This window comes from Clostridium sp. 1001283B150225_161107_B6, from assembly GCF_015556325.1.
Classification (GTDB): domain Bacteria; phylum Bacillota; class Clostridia; order Lachnospirales; family Lachnospiraceae; genus Enterocloster.
On sequence record NZ_JADNMD010000002.1, the window covers coordinates 152,933 to 173,141 of the forward strand.

Here is a 20,209-nt window from a genome sequence, read left to right on the forward strand (position 1 = left end):
AGAAATGGGAATAACGAAGACACTGAAACGTATGATGGCATTATTTCTTGTAACAGTATTGGTATGTACAACAATCCGGACAACCAGCGGGGCCGGAGATTTAATTAATTTGAATCCATACCGTCAGGTGTTCCGGGGGAAAGATTTAAATGCGTTTGGAAAGACGCACCGGGATATGAATATCTACCAGGTAGGGGAAGGGGCAGGTGCTCTGCCTGCTTTATGTATACAGGAGGGGCACAAGCTGCCGGACGGCAGTCCGGCGAAATACGAGCAATATAATGTAGAGCCGGGAAAACCGGTTCCTGTCATCGGACCATTTGAGCGTTATCTGCCTATGGTGCTTGCCTATGAGTGGCTGGTCTCAGACAACTACTATATTCCGGCCCGCTATGGGGTGGTTCAGGTCTATTATTGGGGATGTATGAATGGATATGAACATAACTGGGCGTTACAGAAGCAGGCCATGGAAAAATTCCAGGCAGTGATGAACGGAGACCCCATGGTCATGGTTTACTTTGAGGAAATGAAGGCGCATATCCTACAGGGGGAAAGCGAGTATAATGGGACCGGCAGTTCTTCTCTGCCTGTCTGGACTGGTTCTGTCCAGAAAATGGTCCTAAAGGACGGACATTATGAGCTTACACTGGATATCAGCGGCTGCCCGCAGCTTCAGGGCACATCCTGGTCCTTTCCGGATAATCAGTGGTCATATAATCTGGCGCCGGATGGAAGAAGCATAACGTTTCAGTACAATGGAAGCCAGGAGCCTATGGGAACGGTTACGTCAGCGGAAATCCAGGGAATCGAGAGCCGTTTTTACGCCTATATATTTACCCCGGCTGCATCTGATAACCTTCAAAAACAGTTGGGATGGCTGGATTTCCAACGGCCCATGGCAGCTGTCTCCTTTTCCGTTGGCGCGGATGCGGTTTTGTCCGGGAGCAGCGGGTTGGAATTATACCGGCATTCTGAAACATTTGAGAGCAATTATAATATTGATTTAGAGAAATACTGCGCTGAGACCAATCAGCCATTGGAGGGAACTGTATTCAATGTGTGGGAGGATTTTGATTTTTCCCAGGTAAATGAACATGGCTATGAGGAGGGGAATCCGGATGGGACCAGCGGACAGGTCTATCTGAATTGTATGTCGCCGGAACCGGAGGCCGATTATATCTGTGATATCATGACCACGGATGCAGATGGGTATGCCAGACACAGTGATACCAGATATTATAATTACAGCAAAACCTACTGCATGGGACATCCTGCTCCGGAATGGATTGAGTGTGACCATGAAGATGAGGAGGAATGCAGCTGTGATGAGGAAAATGACCGGCTTCGCGGACAATGGATGGCTGAACAGGAACTGTGTGCTGCCACATGTGATTTCCACGCTCCGAATCATGATGAGAATAACCGTGAACGGGATACTTCGGCCATGGAAGCCATGCTGGCGGACCGGGATGAAACCTACGAAGGATTCATCGAATTAGAATACAGTTATCATTTGCAGGAAAAGACAGCACGGACCGGCTATATTCTTCACGGACTGCACAACGATGACAAGGAAGTGGAGAATGTCATACTGATGTCTGCCCAGGCGGGAGCTGCTGTACGGTCAGCCGGGTATAGGTCCCAATCCTTTGCAGGTAAGGCGGTGGAACCCATATATACTTATGTGGTGGAAATGAGGAAGAGAAGGTCTTATAAATATCCGGTTCCCGATGGTCAGGAGATGGAGATTGGGGAACAGCGCAGTATATTCAGCTTATTGGAAGAAGAGAAGGAAAAGAAGAGGACGGAGGTACCGGTAAATGGCCTGGCCGGCGGAAACATGATTCAGGAACAGGAAAATGCCGCCAGCGGTACAGGAGAGCAGGAGACAGTGGAGGACGGTGAACATGGGAAGGGTGATAACCTTTTAGGAAATGGAGCGCAAGGTGATGGGGGTAATGATAATCCGGGCAGCGGGGAGGATAAAGGTGGGGAACAGACAGACGGCAGCCCGGAGAGTGGGGACGGGGAAGATGGAAACCCGGAAGGTGAAAATCCAGGGAATGAGGAATCGGGGAATGAAGATACAGGGAATGGGGATACAGGGAATGGGGATTTAGAGAATGGGGATGCAGGGAATGGGAATACAGGGAATGAGGAATCAGGGAATGAGGAATCAGGGAATGGGAATACAGGGAATGAGGAATCAGGGAATGCGGATGCAGGGAATATGGATGGAGGAAATGAGGATTCAGAGAATGGGAATTCAGGAAATAGGGATTCGGGGAATGGAACGCCGGACAATGAGGCTTCGGGAAACGGGGATTCGGAGAATGGGAAACCGGACAGTGCAGGTGTAGGAGGTGGAAATTCAGATAACAAAAATTCAGGAGAAGTAAATCATGGGGGGAAGAATGCAGAGGACTATAATCAAGAAAGCGAAAAACGGCAGGTCAAGGCATCTGCACTATCCGTATCATCCGGCTTATTAAAATCCAGTCATGAAAGAACAATTCTATTTTCCAGCATTTCAGAAGAGAAACACATAGATAATTCTAAGCATCAATCCAAGAAAAGACCAAAAGAGACAGAAAATCAGAAAGATGAAGCTGATGAGGAGATAGAAGATACAACAGGCATAGATACAACAGAAATAAATACAAAAGCTGAGACAGTTAAAGGCAGTCAGGATATAGATGGCAGTACCATAAAAGTGACAGATATACAGAATTCCTATGCAGGTAATGCCACTAAACATCATCAGAACGATATGGGTCAAAGTGATGGAATGGGCCAAAGCGACCCAAAGGACCAAAGCGTCGCAACAGACCAAAGCAATGCAGACGATGAGGACAGCATCCAAAGTGTAATGTTTGAGGAGTACGAATATACCAGAAATCCCATCTCACCATCCTTTGATACAGAGGCATACTTCCAGGAAGACACGGACGAAGACAACGGGGAAACTCAGAAAGAGGGGAACCGCGCTGCACAGTTCATCAAATCCCTGTTTTTCAGGGAAAAGGATGATGACGATACCATAACAGTATCTCTGCCGGCTTTTATGGATGATGACCTGGGTTCCATGGATGTATCGGTTTATGGGGAGCCGGATACCATTCTTTACACATTTAAGGTGTGGAACCACCGGACAGAAGGACGGCTTCACATCAATAAAAAGGATTTAGAGCTATACAATGGGGCAGGGGACCAAAGTCATGGACTGACCCAGGGAGATGCCACACTGGAGGGGGCTGTCTATGGATTGTTTGCGGCCCAGGATATCATTCACCCGGATGGAAAGTCCGGTATTGTGTTTAACCAGAACGATTTGACAGCCATAGCCGCTACCGATAAACAGGGCAATGCCTCTTTCCTGGCATATACGGAAAAGCCAGGCACCGGGCTGAACCATGAAGGAAACATAATTGCACCGGTAAACATTACCGGACCGGAGAACCTTTATAATGGTTCATCTATCACCTCATCTTCCGAAGGATTTGGCACAGATGTATATCCTGATTACCTGTCCTCCAATGGGGACCAGTGGATTGGCCGTCCTCTGATAATGGGAAGCTATTATATTATGGAGCTCAGCCGGTCAGAGGGATACGAATTGTCTGTCAGCGGCATTTCCTTAAAGGAAAGCAACCGGACCCAGGATACAATCAGCAGGATACATGAGGCCGGACAGGCACGTATATCGGGTGGTTTATCCGATTATAATTCCATGGATGCAGATGGTTCCTGGAATGATTTTATAGTGGAGAGTTATAAAACCGAAAATGGATATGATATCACCCTGACCGGATATCCGCAGGGGGCGGAATTTTACGCCATAAAAACCGGAACAGAGACAAAGACGTATAAGGTGGTTTTGGGAAGCTCCCTACAGCCCAAAACGGACCAGCAGGGGAACCCTGTCTGCCAGACGGCAAAAGGAGGGGAGTATAAGATTGGCTCTGACGGAAACCCGATTACCCGGGAGGATACCGCTACGGACAGCGATACAGGAAAACGGATACCCTATGGGGAGACTCTGCCCTACCGTTTCAGGACAGCTCCATATCCCGGCGGTACGGCAGTACCGGCTGACATGAGTAAATGGGGACAGGCCATAGAACCCCAATATTTGTCAGACCAGGTTAACGGCATGTTGGTCCAGATTGGATACAGAAGGGTTGCAGACGACTCGCCCTGGACTGTAATCAAACTTTCAGGCCGGACCAACGTGCAGGCTGCAGAAGAAATCATGGATTGGTACACGGTCCATAACTTTTATGACTGCGGTTCAGTGGAAGATATTTATGAGAAGGAAGGCAATTGGTTTGCCTTGCTGCGCCATGATTATTCATTGGGTGACGCTGCCTTCCCGGCGGTCTATGACTCCGTGAACCGGAATCTTTATGTACGCAAGACAGCAGATGTGTCAGGAGGTCCGACCGGCAGGGCAGGTTACTGGATTCAGTATCAGAAGGGTGAATTCAGCCTGAAAAGCGGAGTTGTTTCAATCCGGGAAAAGCGGGAGATAACCGCATCCATTCCTTATGGAAGCGACATAGAAGCAGCGGCCGGAATCCTGTACCAGCCGGTGTATGAGACTTACAAAGAGGGGGAAATGCTCCTTGACAGAGAGGGGAATCCCATCCCTCTTCTGGAGCGGGTCTATGAATACGAAGACAGGACAGAAACATATGACGTTGATAAGCTGGAACCTGTTGCGGCTGTCTATGATTCAGACACCGGGAACTATATGATTCATGTGGAGAATTCTGTGGATTGGAATCAGAGGACAGAGCCTTTATATACAGGGTTCCGGGTGGTGACCAGGGAGAAAGCCATTGACTGGGAGGGGGAGAGAATGCCCTGTAACCAGTATCTGACAAACATAGCCGGGGCTGGGGTAAGCGCCTATGCAGCAATCCCCCCGCTGGACGAAGGAAGCTATATTGTATACCAGGCATTGCATTATCCGGGGCAGAAACAGCCCGTGCAGGATGCCGGCACTGGTTCCAGACCGCTGCAGGTATTACAGAGAGTCATAAAACAGTCCGTTAAGATTACAAAAGATATTTCCCAGTCATCCTATGACGGTGTAAATACATACGGAGCTGTCCACAATGACCCGCTGACCGTACTGCTGGGTTTGTTTAACGGAGGCAGCAGTTCACAGGGGGCAAAGCTTCTGAATCAATTTAAATTTAAGGCATATCTGAAAAGTAATCTGGAAAATATCTTTGTGGACAGCTCAGGTACTATCATTTCAGAAGATATAGGGACAGAGGATTTCAAAGGCGATGTACAGAAAATATATCTTCCTCCCAGAGGGGGAGGAGGACGGCGGCTGCTGGAGACAAAAGAAGACGGAACCTATGATTACACAAAATTTTTTGACGCCATGTATACCGCTGTACAGGTGGAGAAGGGGAAAAAATCCCAGGAGGCAATAAGGCAGTTTGCCATTGATTACTTTGACGTGGACGGCTATAAAAGAGAGATTCTGGAAGCAGAACCGGAACTTAACAGTGATGCCGCCTATGAAAAGGCGCTCCTTCGGGCGGAGAAAGAGGCAGGAAACTATCTGTCCATTTTTGCCGGACTGGATGAACGACTGGCCATTGCCTGGGACAGCGATGCAGACGGAGGGGCGGACGGTGATGTGACCACACTGCAATGTAATACCAGGAATGGGAAGGATGACTATTACAACCAATCCATCATGCTTGCGTACGGCACCTATGTTATAACGGAACAGGTTCCTGCAGACGTGGACAGGGAACTGGCAAACAGACATTTTAACAGGGACTATCCCAGGGAAATCACGCTTCCGTTTGTGCCGGAAATCGGCCGGGATGCCAATACAGGGGAAACAGATATCAATTACCTGACAGGCAGCCCCTATTTCCGCTATAACAGTAAGGATACACCGGAAGACCTGATTCGAAAATATAAGATTCGTTTTAACGAAGAGACACATATTATACAGGCCAATGGACAGGATGGCAGATTTGAAATATTCAAATACGGCCTGGATAAGGACATACGCCCGGGCCACAGCCTTACAACCCAGAAGCCGTATGAAGCGGAATATATGGATGGCGGTAATGATACCGTGAAGGAGTATTATGCCGGATATACATCCCAGAGTGAAGATGCCGGGATAATGGATGGGGTGGTCTATGACGGATATGAAACAGGGGACGGACAGTGGGAGGTCAGGGACCGTGTGGAAGTAATGAAGGGGATGCAGACTGCGGTTGACGGTAAATTTGCCCCCATGCTGGTGCCGTGGACTGTGCTGCCGCCGGCCGTGGACCGGATTAATCCGGACACAGGAAATGTGGAGACACTGATTCCGTCCGGAAACGGAATGGATTTTAATTTCGTGGCATTTGCCCAGGAGGATTTTGAGGATGAATATTATAATTCCAGGCTGCGCATTGAGAAGCTGGATTCCGAGACAGGTGATTCCATCATCCATGACGGCGCTTTGTTTAAAATATACGCAGCCAAAAGAGATGTGGAAAAGACAGGCATAAATACAGTAAAGGGTTCAGGAGACGTTCTGTATGGCGAGGCTGTGGACTGGGAAGGGAATCCTGTAACAGATGCAGACGGGAACCGGATTTTGTATCCGCGGGTGGGAAAGAACAATGGAAGTACGGATGATTTGCCTGTACGTCTGGATAAGGATGGAATTCCACAGTATGATGAAAGCCAGCTGATTAGGCAGGAAGACCAGGAGGGAAATGAAACAGGGATTTTCAGGGCATATTCCACAATCAGGGAAATCATCATAGACAATCAGGTAAAAAAGGTACCGGTGGGATACATCGAGACATATAAACCACTGGGAGCAGGCGCCTATGTGCTGGTGGAAATCCAGGCCCCTGAGGGATATACAAAGAGCCGCCCGGTGGCATTTGAGGTGTATGCAGACAGTGTGTCGTTTTACAGGGAGAGAAGAAATGGGGACGGAACCACGGAGGGATGGGAAGAAGAAACAGCCGTGAGATATCAGTATGCCATTCCCGTGGCAGGAAGCACCAATAAAGTCCGGACTGAGACTGTCAGCCGGATAAAGGTGGAGGATTATCCGTCCAGGGTCGAAATACTTAAAGTGGAGGACGGGGATTCCCTGGTGGGTAACCAGAATATCCTTCAGAGGGCCGATGCCCAGGGCATGGTGGAATCAAGCGGAGGTTTTGAAGATGATATTGCGGTAAATGACGCTGGGGACCGGTTGATTTATAAGGTAAGCGGACGCAGGGAAAAGCTGGAGGAACGGGGGGATGTGAGGGACATTGTTTACAATCCTGAAACCCTGCAGTGGGACGGATATGTGACTAAGCCATCGGACGAGTACTCAGAACATATGGTGGACGGCACGGAGATGGAGCTTAAGGCCATGTCCGGTGTAAAACCGCTGTACCGGCTGGATGGTGCCTTTTCAGGAAAGGGAATCCGGTTCGATATATCTGTATCCGGCGCCAGGCTGTCCCTGTACCATGCCATGGAAATTGAAAAAACAGGAGAGAATGCCTATAAGGGCGTAAGTGTCACGGTGGAGGACGGCAGGATAACAGGCATAACGGATACAAATACTGGAACCCATAAGGAAATACGCATGGTTGGTGAGGAAACCAGGTCAGGCAATGACGGAAGGAAGGGTCTGGGGATTGAAACGGAAAATGACCTGGAAAATGCCATAGGAACAAAGAGGGCGTCGTGGGATGTGTGGGATACCGTAATCGTGGACAATGCGCCGGTGAATTTGTATTTCTATGATTTAAACCAGGTGAATACCAGGAAAGACCCGGCCACAGGAGAGTTGCTGGTATTGGATGAAAGAGGGAACCCGCTGTGCTATGCGGATTCTGTTTCCGGCATGGCCTATGTGTATGATGATTACGGACGTATGCTGGCATACACCGTGGATGATGCGGGAAACAAGATGCTGGTAAAATCAATACAGGTGCTGGGAAAGGAAAACGGGCAGACCATTTATGAGAATAAAACCACGGTGGACGATGAAAATGGGCTTCCCATCTATTACACAGACGGAAGGACAGTGACAAAAGACGAGTCCTGGACCACAGACAGCAGCACTGATTCTCATGGAATCCAGGAGAACTTTGGCGCTAAGCATGCCATTGCCCGTCTGCCCTTTGGTTCCTACATACTTCAGGAGGAAGGGGTTCCCTATGACCAGGGGTATATCCAGGCAAGGTATATGGGACTTGTACTGCACGACACGGATGAGGTACAGAAATACTTCCTGCAGAATGAGTTCACCAAAACAGCATTTGCAAAGCTGGATGTGCGGACACAAAAGGAAGTCATGGGAGCAGTTATGACCTTGTATCGGGCCAGTCTGGACAGCCACGGCAATCCGCATAAAGAGCAGAATGGTATGTACAGAAAAGGCCAGGTGTATGCTTCCTGGATAAGCGGATACCAGTACGATGACAATGGGAATCTGAAACTGGATGAGCAAGGGGAACCTGTTCCAACAACAGAACCGCATTGGATTGACCATATTCCTGTTGGATATTATGTGTTGGAGGAGACCATTTGTCCTTATGAACAGGGATATGTTCAGTCGGCAGCAGTTAATATTGATGTACTGGAAACAGGGAATGTCCAAAGCTTTGAGATGGAGAATGATTTTACAGCCATCGAAATCCTGAAATATGATACAAAGAACCGGGATGTAATCTATGAAGACAGCGAATCGTACCTGACCTTGTACCGGCCAATACTGGATGAAAAGGGGTTTCCAGTGGTGGAAAATGGGATTTTGCAGTACGATGACAACGAAAGGATACTCACATTCCGGGCAGCCACCTACAAGGATGGTCAGGATGTGGCAGCAACCGGACGCGTGGTCCCGGATGCTGGCGGAAAGCATCCTATTATGAAGTACGATTATGATTACCGCATGATTCCCGGTACATATCAGGGACGGTATTACTATACGGAGCAAGGAACGGTTCGCCTGGAGTATCTGCCTGTGGGAGATTATATACTGGCAGAGACAGAAAATCCGGATGGCTATGCCACAGCCGACCCCATACTAATTAATATAGAAGAAACAGGACACTTAGAGGAAATACAATATTTTAAGATGGGGGATAAGCCTCTTGCATTGGAGGTATCCAAGGTGGATATCGCCGGCGGTAAGGAAGTAAACGGTGCAGAACTTGCCATTTATCCGGTGGATGAGTGGGGAACTGTATCGGACCTGCCTCTTATACTCCACCAACCCACAGCCGATGGACAATATCAGGATGTGGAGGCTGTTTGGATTTCGGGGCTGGACGGAAGGTACACGGAGGAGGATGGAAAACAGGGACTTATTCCCTCAGGTTTTCAGCCGGGGGATTTAAAACCGCATACAGTGGAGTATATTCCGGAAGGTAATTATATTCTCAGGGAGACAATAACTCCTTACGGTTTCCTGCAATCTGTGGATATTCCATTTACCATTGCAGACAGCCAGGTCCTGCAAACAGCAGAAATGACAGATGAAATCCCGGACGGCATTCTCCGTATCATAAAAAGTGATTCAGACGAGCCGGATGAAAGATTGCAGGGAGCTGAGTTTCGTCTGGTGAACCAGACAACAGGCACCATATGCGGGACCGTGGTTACAGACCAGCAGGGACAGGCACAGTTTAGTCCTCAACCCATCGGTTATATGGACCAGAACGGGAATTTCAGGCCCTATACCTATGTGTGCAGTGAAACTAAGGCAGCGGCAGGGCACATGCTGACCCTTGCGCCCTTTGAATTCCAATTTCAGTATAGGAATGAACTGACAGATATGATTGTCTGGGAATACAATCCCACTAACGACTCCAACCGGGTAGTTACAGATAAGCTATTAGGCGATACGGAAGAAATGCTGGAAGGAGTAACACTGCGGATTGAATTCAGGACAGACTCCGGCTGGGAGACAGTGGAGGAATGGATTACCGGAAAACAGGGGCATTATACGAAGAATCTGAGTCCGGGAGTATACCGTCTGGTTGAGGTGAAAGCGCCGGAAGGGTTTAAACTGCAGGAAACCCCCATTGAATTTACCATCCGGGACGGCATGACGGAGGTCCCTCATCTAATCATGCGCAACTATGCAACGATTGTTGACGTGGAAAAGACGTCGGCCGAAACAGGAAACCTGCTGGGTGGAGCCAGATTGCAGCTTATTGATAAACTGGACGGAAAAACAGTCCGGGAATGGACATCGGAGGAAGGAAAGGGACAGCGGTTTTACGGCCTAAGGCCAGGAACATATATTATCCATGAACTTCAGGCCCCTTCCGGATATGAACGGACTGAGGACAGGGAGATTGTGGTAAAAGAGTGGCCGGGAATGGATGGGCTGGAAATGGTCCGGGAATCCGGGAGGGAACTGCATAACATGGTCCAGGTATTCCGGTTTGAGAACCGGACGGCATCCTCATCCGGCGGAGGGGGAGGCGGCAGACCAAGGCCGAAGGTGGAGTACATTGCATTTAAGAAAACAGATGTTTCAGGAGAGGTACTCCAGGGGGCAGAATTCACATTCTATGACCAGACAGGCCGTGTCATGGGCACCTCTGTCAGCGACAGCACGGGAACATTCCGTATAAGAAGGCCTGAAAATGGCACTTACACCTTCCGGGAAACAAAGGCCCCGGACGGATATGCACTGAATCCCTCCATATTCAGTTTTACAGTCAATGGCAGTGATGTCATAAGAGGTACATATGAGGTTGTCAATAAAGAATTGGAATTTACCGTCACAAAGCTGGATGGGGACAGCGGTCTGCCTCTTATGGGAGCCAGATTCAGGATTGAAATGGAAAAAGGCAGCGTACCGGGCAATGGGCCGGGGGATGTATATGAGGATGAAACCGGAACTGACGGTACATTAACATACCGTCCGGCATCCCCCGGTCTGTATACGATTCGTGAAATAGAAGCGCCTCAGGGGTATGAATTATCTGATGAGGTATATGATTTCACATTGGATGCAGAGGGGCAGGTGCGGGTCGGCACAGGAATTCAGGGCGATGCGAATATGCAGAATAGCATAAGCGCGCAGAATGGTACAATCATATATAACTGGAAGAAAAAACAGCCGGTAAGGAAAATCGGGAGTATTACAGCGGTGTATGAAGTGGGGAGCCGTTTTGGAAAAGGGACATATCATTTCGGCTCCGGTTACAAGAATACGGTAAGGACAGGAGACGACCTGCCTGTGGCAGCAGCAGCGGCAATGGTGATTTTGTGTATGACGGGATTTGCTGCATGTCTGCGTATGAAGCAAAAGAAGAAATGGGGACATGGAGGGAAATGGGCGGCATTTATTTTAATTCTGATTCCTATTACAATTTTTCTGGCATTTAATGTAATGGCGGAGGAGACAGATACCATATCTGTTTCAGGGAAGATGGTATACCCTTCCATGGAAAGTATAGAACCTGTTCCTCAAACTGCCTGGATATTAGCCAGGGACCACATATCCGGGAAGGAGCGGAATGTCCTGCTGCCTCTCATAAGTTATCATTTTTCTGATAAGCATTGGACGGAGGGATTTCAACTGGAATTGACAGTCGTTGATTATGATGCAGGTTTTTATGAAGTTGGGGGGATAAGGATAGAGGCGCAGAGGGAGGAGATAAAAGACAAACTGGTTGGATATGAAGAGGAAATTTTAAGCCATGCAGGGCTGAATCCGGAAGTATATAAAATTGACCGGTTCCAGTGGGATGGAGCGATTTATGAAAATAATGGTGTGTTATGCCGCAATATGACAGCCAGCGGCCGCAAAATGGTTGCAGACTGCACTGCAGTTTATGGAGGGGAGGTCAGCAGAAATATATTTCTTAATGACGATGAAAGGAGTGAGGAGCGTGGTCAGGCTGCAGACGTTGGAATGGATGAGAGACATGTTATAAAAGACAGAATGCAGCCGTTATTTTCTGCGGAGACAATGAAGTTTGCAGGTGGAATTCTTTTGACGGTCTTACTTACGGTCATGGTTTTGCTTATCATAAGGCGGACCAGACCGCAGGGTATGACCATGGTTATGGCGGCATTTTTGTTGGGATTAGTGTTCAGTCTTCAGTTTTTGGTAAAAACAGGGATGGAGTATGCTGACGGACGCAGAATGTATGGCATGGTACGGGATGAGGCGTACGGAAAGGGGGAAGAATTGGTGCAGGGAGATACGGCGCAAGGAGATTCAGTCCAAAGAGATACAACCCAAAGAGAACCCGCCCGCAGTAGGATGGACTGGGGAATGTTTTCCTTAAATGAATCAGCCCTGCGTTCAATTAATCCTGAATACCAGTTCTGGTTGGCTGTTCCCGGTACCGGAATCGATTATCCGGTGGTATGGCATGAAGATAATGAGTATTATCTGAACCACAATTTTTATCAGCAACAACATATAGCGGGCTGTATTTTTGCAGATTCCTCAGGGATTCCCCTGGCCGTGGACAACACAGTGCTGTATGGACATAACATGAAGGATGGAAGCATGTTTGCCGGTTTGAAAAAATACAGAGAAGAGGCCTTTTTCCGGGAACATCCTGTCATACGGATATTTTATAGGGGAAAATGGATGGAATGTCCTGTTTTTTCCTGTCAGCTCCGACACCAGAATGATGCGGGGGCCTATGGCGCTAACTTCATGGAGGAAGAGTGGCTGCCCTATCTTGAGAAGATGGGGGCAGCGTCCCTCTATGAAACCGGAATTACTCCCAAAGGGGATGAGAAGCTTATAACTCTTTCGACTTGTCAAGGCAAAGACCAATATTTGATTGTGCAGGCTCTGTTGAATGATATGTGATAATTGGACATTGTTGTTTTTGTTAGGATGGCAGGGAAAGGGGAGGAGGAGGGGAGCTGAAATGGGGATTGGAATGGTAACTGGAATGAGGGGGGGAATGTTGGGGGGAGGATTTGTATTATATTCTTTTGGTTAAAAAGCCAACCTCAAAAGTGAACATGGGAAGGGCAGTTAAGACAGCAAAGAAAGTCCAAAGAGAGTTAACTCTGTTCCCGTATGTCATGTATATTGCATATAAAGCAGAAAAATAGTATAGTAATAGAAGCTTTATGCAAATACGATGACAATAGGTGACATGAGTGAAAAAGAATATAGACTTACTGAATGGAAATATACTGACATCTCTGACGGAGCTGGCACTGCCAATCATGGCCACGTCACTGGTGCAGACTGCTTATAATCTGACGGATATGGCCTGGATTGGCATGGTGGGAAGCGATGCAGTGGCAGCAGTGGGGGCGGCAGCCATGTATACCTGGCTCTCTTCCGGTGTCGCCACCCTGGCCAGAATGGGTGGACAGGTGAAATCAGCCCATGCCTATGGGGAAGGGAATCACAGGGAGGCGGTCCAGTATGGAAAGGGAGCCCTGCAGCTGGCCCTTGTGCTGGCTGCTGTGTATGGAATCATCACAAATCTTTTTGCAGGACCGTTAATAGGGTTTTTCCATCTCAACTCGTCTCTGGTAGTGGAAGATGCAATTGTGTATCTGAGAATCGCATGCGGGCTTATCCTCTTTGCATTCATCGGACAGACTTTGACCGGGCTGTATACGGCCTCCGGCAACAGCAGGACTCCTTTTGTGGCCAACTGTATTGGTATGGGAGCCAATATCGTGTTAGACCCGCTGCTTATCTTTGGACTGGGGCCTGTTCCCGGCATGGGAGTAGCCGGGGCAGCCATTGCTACAGTGACAGCCCAGTTTATCGTTGCGTTGGTTTTGGTGCTTTCCATGAGAAGGGACCCTGTGCTGGCAGCCCAGATGCGGATTTGGATTGCCACGCCTCTATCCAATATTAAAACAATGGTGCGGATTGGATTTCCTGCCGCAATTCAAAGTATGCTGTACTGCGGAATATCCATGGTTTTAACCAGATTCGTCACTGCGTGGGGGGATACGGCGGTGGCAGTCCAGAGGGTAGGAGGACAGATTGAATCTATATCATGGATGACAGCAGACGGCTTCGGGACAGCTATCAATGCCTTTGTAGGGCAGAACTTTGGTGCGGGAAACCTGAAACGGGTTAAAAAGGGGTATATGACAGCATCTGTCATCATGTTCATATGGGGTATTTTTACGACCTGCCTCCTTATATTTGGAGCAGCGCCCATATTCAGCCTGTTTATCCATGAGCCGGAGGTGATACCCGCTGGTGCTGATTATCTGCGGATTATTGGATTTTCCGAAATGTTCATGTGCGTTGAATTGATGACAGTAGGGGCTCTGTCCGGCATGGGTAAGACAATGGAAGCTTCCATTATAACCATCATACTTACGGCGGCGCGTATACCGCTTGCCGTGATTCTGGGAAGTACAGTTTTGGGGCTGAACGGTATCTGGTGGGCCCTTACCATTTCCAGTGTTGTAAAGGGAATTATTTTCTTTGTGTATTATCTTCATATCATGAAGAAGATGAAGGCATAGCGACTGCAGAAAACAGAGGGGTAAAACTCAAAAGATGGAGGATTAAAGGATATCCTTATTATAAAGAAGAGTTAACGTTTAAGAAATGTTCAACAGGCGGGCCGTGCACATTGATATGTTCCCGCCTGTTTTAATACTCAAATGATACTGGAATTTTTGATGCACCAAATATCTGGCAATCAATTTGGTGAAAGTGATACTAAAACATGTCTAAAATATAAGGAATACCAGAGAATAAACCACTTGCATAATGTCGCATTTTGTGAGAAAATAGAACCAAGTATGATGTGATAAATTTAACAAATGGGCACTGTACTTGGTCAAATTCATTTTTGAAAGGAGTTTTAACACATGATTTATTCACATGAAGTAGAAGAGATGTGCACAGTTGCACAGGGCGTTCATCATGGCGCTGCTCCAATTCCAGAAGAAGCAAAATGGGTAAAATCAAAAGAAGTCAAAGACATTTCCGGCCTGACCCACGGCGTAGGCTGGTGTGCTCCTCAGCAGGGTGCCTGCAAGCTGACACTGAATGTAAAGGAAGGAATCATCCAGGAAGCTCTGGTTGAGACCATCGGATGTTCAGGTATGACACACTCCGCCGCTATGGCAGCAGAGATTCTGCCAGGACGTACTGTGTTGGAAGCTTTAAATACAGACTTGGTATGTGACGCTATTAATACAGCTATGAGAGAACTGTTCCTTCAGATTGTGTACGGAAGAACACAGAGTGCATTTTCTGAGGATGGACTTCCTGTAGGAGCCGGTCTGGAAGATTTAGGAAAGGGTCTCCGTTCCCAGGTTGGAACTATGTACGGAACTCTGAAGAAAGGTCCCCGCTATTTGGAAATGGCTGAGGGTTATGTAACCGGTATTGCACTGGATGCAGACGATCAGATTATTGGTTATCAGTTCGTAAGCCTTGGCAAGATGACTGATTTCATCAAGAAGGGCGACGATCCTAATACAGCATGGGAGAAGGCACAGGGCCAGTACGGCCGCGTTGCTGACGCTGTTAAGATTATCGACCCACGTAAAGAATGATGAAGACCGAATAGGAGGAATAAGAAGATGGCATTATTTGAATCATATGAGAGAAGAATTGACAAAATCAATTCTGTATTAAACAGCTATGGCATTGCTTCCATTGAAGAAGCTGAGAAGATTACGAAAGATGCAGGCCTGGACGTTTATGATCAGGTTAAAAAAATTCAGCCAATCTGCTTTGAGAACGCTTGTTGGGCATACATAGTAGGCGCTGCAATTGCTATTAAGAAGGACTGCAGAAGGGCTGCTGACGCTGCAGCTGCTATCGGTGAAGGCCTTCAGTCATTCTGTATTCCAGGTTCTGTTGCTGACCAGCGTAAGGTTGGTTTAGGACACGGTAACCTGGGCAAGATGCTTCTGGAAGAAGAAACCGACTGTTTCTGCTTCCTGGCAGGCCATGAGTCCTTTGCTGCTGCTGAGGGCGCTATCGGTATTGCCGAGAAGGCAAACAAGGTTCGTCAGAAACCACTGCGCGTTATCCTGAACGGTTTAGGAAAGGACGCTGCACAGATTATTTCCAGAATCAATGGATTTACCTACGTAGAGACAGAGATGGATTACTATACGGGCGAGGTTAAGGAGCTGTGGAGAAAATCCTACTCCGAGGGACTTCGTGCAAAGGTTAACTGCTACGGCGCTAACGACGTAACAGAGGGCGTTGCCATCATGTGGAAGGAAGGCGTTGACGTTTCCATCACCGGTAACTCCACCAACCCAACCAGATTCCAGCATCCGGTTGCAGGAACTTATAAGAAGGAATGTGTAGAGAAGGGTAAAAAGTACTTCTCCGTAGCATCCGGCGGCGGCACAGGCCGTACCCTGCATCCAGACAACATGGCAGCCGGTCCTGCTTCCTACGGTATGACAGATACCATGGGACGTATGCACTCTGACGCTCAGTTCGCTGGTTCTTCTTCCGTACCTGCACACGTTGAGATGATGGGTCTTATCGGCGCTGGTAATAACCCAATGGTTGGAATGACAGTGGCTATTGCGGTTAGTATTGAGGAAGCGGCGAAGGCTGGGAAATTTTAAATAATGCTGATAGAATAAGATGTTCTGGAAGTTTTGAGTGTGTTTGATGGTTGGAATAAATGTTTTGATAATTAATAAACTATTGACATTTTCACTTCCTTGGCGTAATATAATGTTAGCAGAGAAAAGTGGTTGTGTCTACTGGACGCAAAGCGAAACCCCAAGGAGTTGCACCTCCTTGGGGTTTCTTTTTCCTTTTGAAGAGGAATAACTTAGGCAGACTGTTGATTATTTATCTCTGTCCAACCATTTACAAATATAGTAGCAAACTATACCTGCCATAACAGAGATAAGAAAAGTGGTTATGTATTGCACTGGTCGCACCTCCTTCCTGCTGGAAAGAGTCAACAGCAACTTTGTTATATCGCTTTGATAGAAGGCTGTCCATTGTTTTATATAAACTCCATAAAGAAATCGGAACAGTAATCAGAACGGCAGCGTAGCACACTCATAGCATACAAATATCCCTAAAATTTTTGAAAATCCAGCCTTCACAGTTTCCAGTGAGGAGAGCGCTAAAGCAGGGAAATCCTAAGAAAAGCTTTATGATATAAGGCTTTGAGAGGATGAACCATATTTTTATGGTTTTAAAAAAATCATTATATATGTGTTTCTTGACATTTCAGCTATTCTGGTTTAATATGATAGTAGCAGAGAAATGAATTTATGTGCATTGTGTCACAAATGCAAATCCCCAGGAAGTTGCAGCTTCCTGGGGATTCTTTTTCCTTTATAGGGTGGGATAACCCAGGCTAGCTGTTGTTATTTTTTTCTGTCTAACCATTTGTTGATATAGTAGCAGACTATACCAGCCATGACAGAAATGAGAAATGAATCTATGTAGTGCATTATGTCACCTCCTTCCTGCTGGAAAGAGTCAACAGCAATTTAATTATAGTTATTATATGTTGGTTGTCTATGCTAACCTATTAAATAAAAAATAGTAAATTCGTGTGTTGTTCTCGGTATATAAGAGATAAGCACAACAACCTGCATGAATACAGCATTTGTACGTCCTGTTTTAGTTGTGAAATCTATTGTGAATCAGATGAAATGCCGCCCTATTGCCGCCCTGATTTCCCAAACACCTATAAAGAGAGATGAGGACGTACAAGTATTTATCAGGACTAATTGATGGTTTGACATTCAGTCCGATTACACTTAGACTCTTATTAAGAGTTCATCAAATGTCAAGAAGATACAATCAGGCAAAGCACAAGACAGGAGGAGTTTTATGTTTTATTTTATTCGACATGGTGAGACGGACTATTCAGACAGAAATACTAAAATATACAAAGGATTTGGTGTTAATCTTTCACCGCTATCAGAAAATGGAATTCAGCAAATTAAAGAAACAGCAAAAGATTTAAGGTTAACAGATGCTGATATAATATTAAGTTCTCCGTACACCAGAGCTTTGCAGACAGCGGCTATATTGTCTAAAGAAATAGGCATCGAAATAGCTGTTGAAACTGACTTACACGAATGGGTAGCAAATAAAAACTATATTTATGACGAAGATGAAAAAGCTGAAAAGAGCTATCAACAATATGTAGATAATCAAGGTGAATATCAAGATGGGGTAGATGAGGTATGGGAAAGTAAGCAAATGATGGAAGAACGGGTATTGGCAGTTCTAAAGAAATACAGCCAATACAAAAAAGTAATCGTTGCCTGTCACGGAATGATGATTCACGCTGTCACAAAAAAATACCATCCTCATAATGGCGAAATAATTGAGTTTGAATTGTAGGTAAAATTCATTTTACTTAGACGAATTTAGCCTTCTTTATTGATAAAATGTGTATACCTCATTTTGTCGTTTCCAATAGTCGCAAGCAGTGTATAAGTGTACACACTCATACGATTTTCTCAATTTGTGTACCACTCAAATTGAGAAAATCCGCTTGTTGGAGGCCCGGCCCCCAATCCCCTGTGAACGCCCTGTCGGGTCGGCTGTGCGTCCGTTGGACGCTGGAATATGAACGGACATTTAGAACGCCAGAAATGGGGCGTATGACCCTGTTGCGGCAATCAAACAGTTAGGGGGTAGGATTCTATACCCGATGCATGAAAAGGCGTTTCTAACGTTCTGTGCGTACGGTTTTTACCAGCAGGTAAAAAAATGATTTTCCCGCCCAAATGCCGCCCAACTTTACAAAATTACTTTGTAAAGCGATATTCCCCAGTTCGGTAGGGATATGAGAAAACTCTTATCCCATGCCCCTTTGCGGCGTTGTATCACAAGAAGATATGCAGACTAATAAAGCGGGTTTTATCTATTCGTGAATAAAAAATAGTAAATATTTAGTGGCTATAAAATTCTTTTTCCAGCCGGAAAGGCCGATGAAATCAGCATTTCTGCCATGTGAGAAACCGTTCTGCAAAGGGTAAAATGGTGCCTGAATGGTGCCCAAGCGAACAAACTGAGTTATGAGCAGTTATGTGAAGTAATGAAACAAAATGAGTTGTTTGACATTTCCATGCGGTCATATTAAAATGAAAAAAGTAGTTATGAATTTGCACGATTTAGGTTTAAAAGACGTACGAATTGGAATTTGCGGGGGAGAACATATGATTAGAATAAGACCATATAAAGCTGCGGACGCAAATACGATTTTATCGTGGTGTCAAGATGAAATAGCATTTTATAAGTGGACAGCAGGCGTACTTGGAAATTATCCTATAACACAAAATGAATTTCGTTCCGTTGAATCTTTAATGCCGTTTACTGCATTTGATGAGACAGGAATCGTTGGTTTTTTTACGTTAAGAAATCCTAATGAATCATTGGATGAATTGCGTTTTGGGTTTGTTATTATAAATCCCGAAAAACGTGGGAAAAGCTATGGGAAAACGATGCTTCGATTGGGACTAAAGTTTGTGTTTGAGATATATGGGGCTAAAAGAGCAACGTTAGGAGTTTTTGAAAACAATCTGCCTGCTTATTATTGCTATAAAGCAGTTGGTTTTGATGATGTGATTCTTGATGCAACTGAAACATATTGCGTTTTAGGTGAAGAATGGAAGTGCAAAGAATTGATGATGGAAAATGTATAAATTCCAGTTCGCTCAACTGGTTTCCTGCGCCTTATTGGTATAAGACGTGCTTCCTCTTTAGCCGTTTTCAATAGCGGCAAGCAGGGTAAAGTGGTACACACTTTGCGATTTTTCCGTTTTTCGCCTCCGCGAGAACCTGGAAAATCTACTGGTTGTGGGCCGCCCCCATCCCCCCGACAAGGGCCGTATGCACTGCCTTGCGAACGCGCCACAGGTGGAGCGGCCATGTGCTGTCTGCTAAGTCCGCCAGCAGGCCACACAAGGGTTTGCTGTTTTTTGTTTTGTGGTGCCCAGCTTTACAAAATTATGCGGTTGCAGGTTGTGCCGGCTTATTCGCCGGATTTGAGCAAACGTCCATTTCATGCGGGTTTGCGAGGTGTTCTTACGAAACGCCTTGCCGCTTTTTGACATTTGAAATAGCTATTCTAGCAATAAAAAATACAACAATGAAGAAACGCAGCAACAAAGAAGCACAGCAACAAAAAAGCACAGTAACAAAGAAACACAGTAACAAAGAAACACAATAACAATAGCCGCAATTAAAAAATCACAATATTAATTAACAAGAAAAGGACGGCCCATT

7 protein-coding genes are annotated in these 20,209 nt (G+C 46.4%); all 7 read left to right on the forward strand.

Features of this window, described 5'->3' with window-relative positions:
• Positions 1 to 4: 4 nt before the first annotated feature.
• The 7 genes from I2H39_RS05865 (at position 5) to I2H39_RS05895 (ending at position 20,153) form a co-directional block, all read left to right on the forward strand.
• The gene (locus I2H39_RS05865; RefSeq protein ID WP_195626061.1) at positions 5 to 12,841 is read left to right on the forward strand and encodes a SpaA isopeptide-forming pilin-related protein; all 12,837 of its coding nucleotides are present in this window, start codon (positions 5 to 7) and stop codon (positions 12,839 to 12,841) included.
• A gap of 299 nt (positions 12,842 to 13,140) precedes the next feature.
• A complete protein-coding gene (locus I2H39_RS05870; RefSeq protein ID WP_195626062.1) occupies positions 13,141 to 14,484 on the forward strand; it encodes an MATE family efflux transporter in 1,344 nt (447 codons plus the stop codon).
• A 351-nt stretch (positions 14,485 to 14,835) separates the two neighbouring features.
• Positions 14,836 to 15,528, forward strand: a complete 693-nt coding sequence (locus I2H39_RS05875; protein ID WP_002569846.1) for a nitrogen-fixing protein NifU — start codon at positions 14,836 to 14,838, stop codon at positions 15,526 to 15,528.
• 27 nt (positions 15,529 to 15,555) lie between these two features.
• Positions 15,556 to 16,566, forward strand: coding sequence for a GGGtGRT protein (locus tag I2H39_RS05880; protein WP_117627229.1), 1,011 nt, complete (start codon positions 15,556 to 15,558; stop codon positions 16,564 to 16,566).
• A gap of 1,234 nt (positions 16,567 to 17,800) precedes the next feature.
• Entirely contained in the window at positions 17,801 to 18,319 is a 519-nt protein-coding gene (locus tag I2H39_RS05885; protein WP_195626063.1) for a histidine phosphatase family protein, read from the forward strand.
• A 746-nt stretch (positions 18,320 to 19,065) separates the two neighbouring features.
• Positions 19,066 to 19,626, forward strand: coding sequence for a GNAT family protein (locus tag I2H39_RS05890; protein WP_330640797.1), 561 nt, complete (start codon positions 19,066 to 19,068; stop codon positions 19,624 to 19,626).
• A gap of 227 nt (positions 19,627 to 19,853) precedes the next feature.
• Positions 19,854 to 20,153, forward strand: coding sequence for a hypothetical protein (locus tag I2H39_RS05895; protein WP_195626064.1), 300 nt, complete (start codon positions 19,854 to 19,856; stop codon positions 20,151 to 20,153).
• The last annotated feature ends 56 nt before the right edge of the window (positions 20,154 to 20,209 follow it).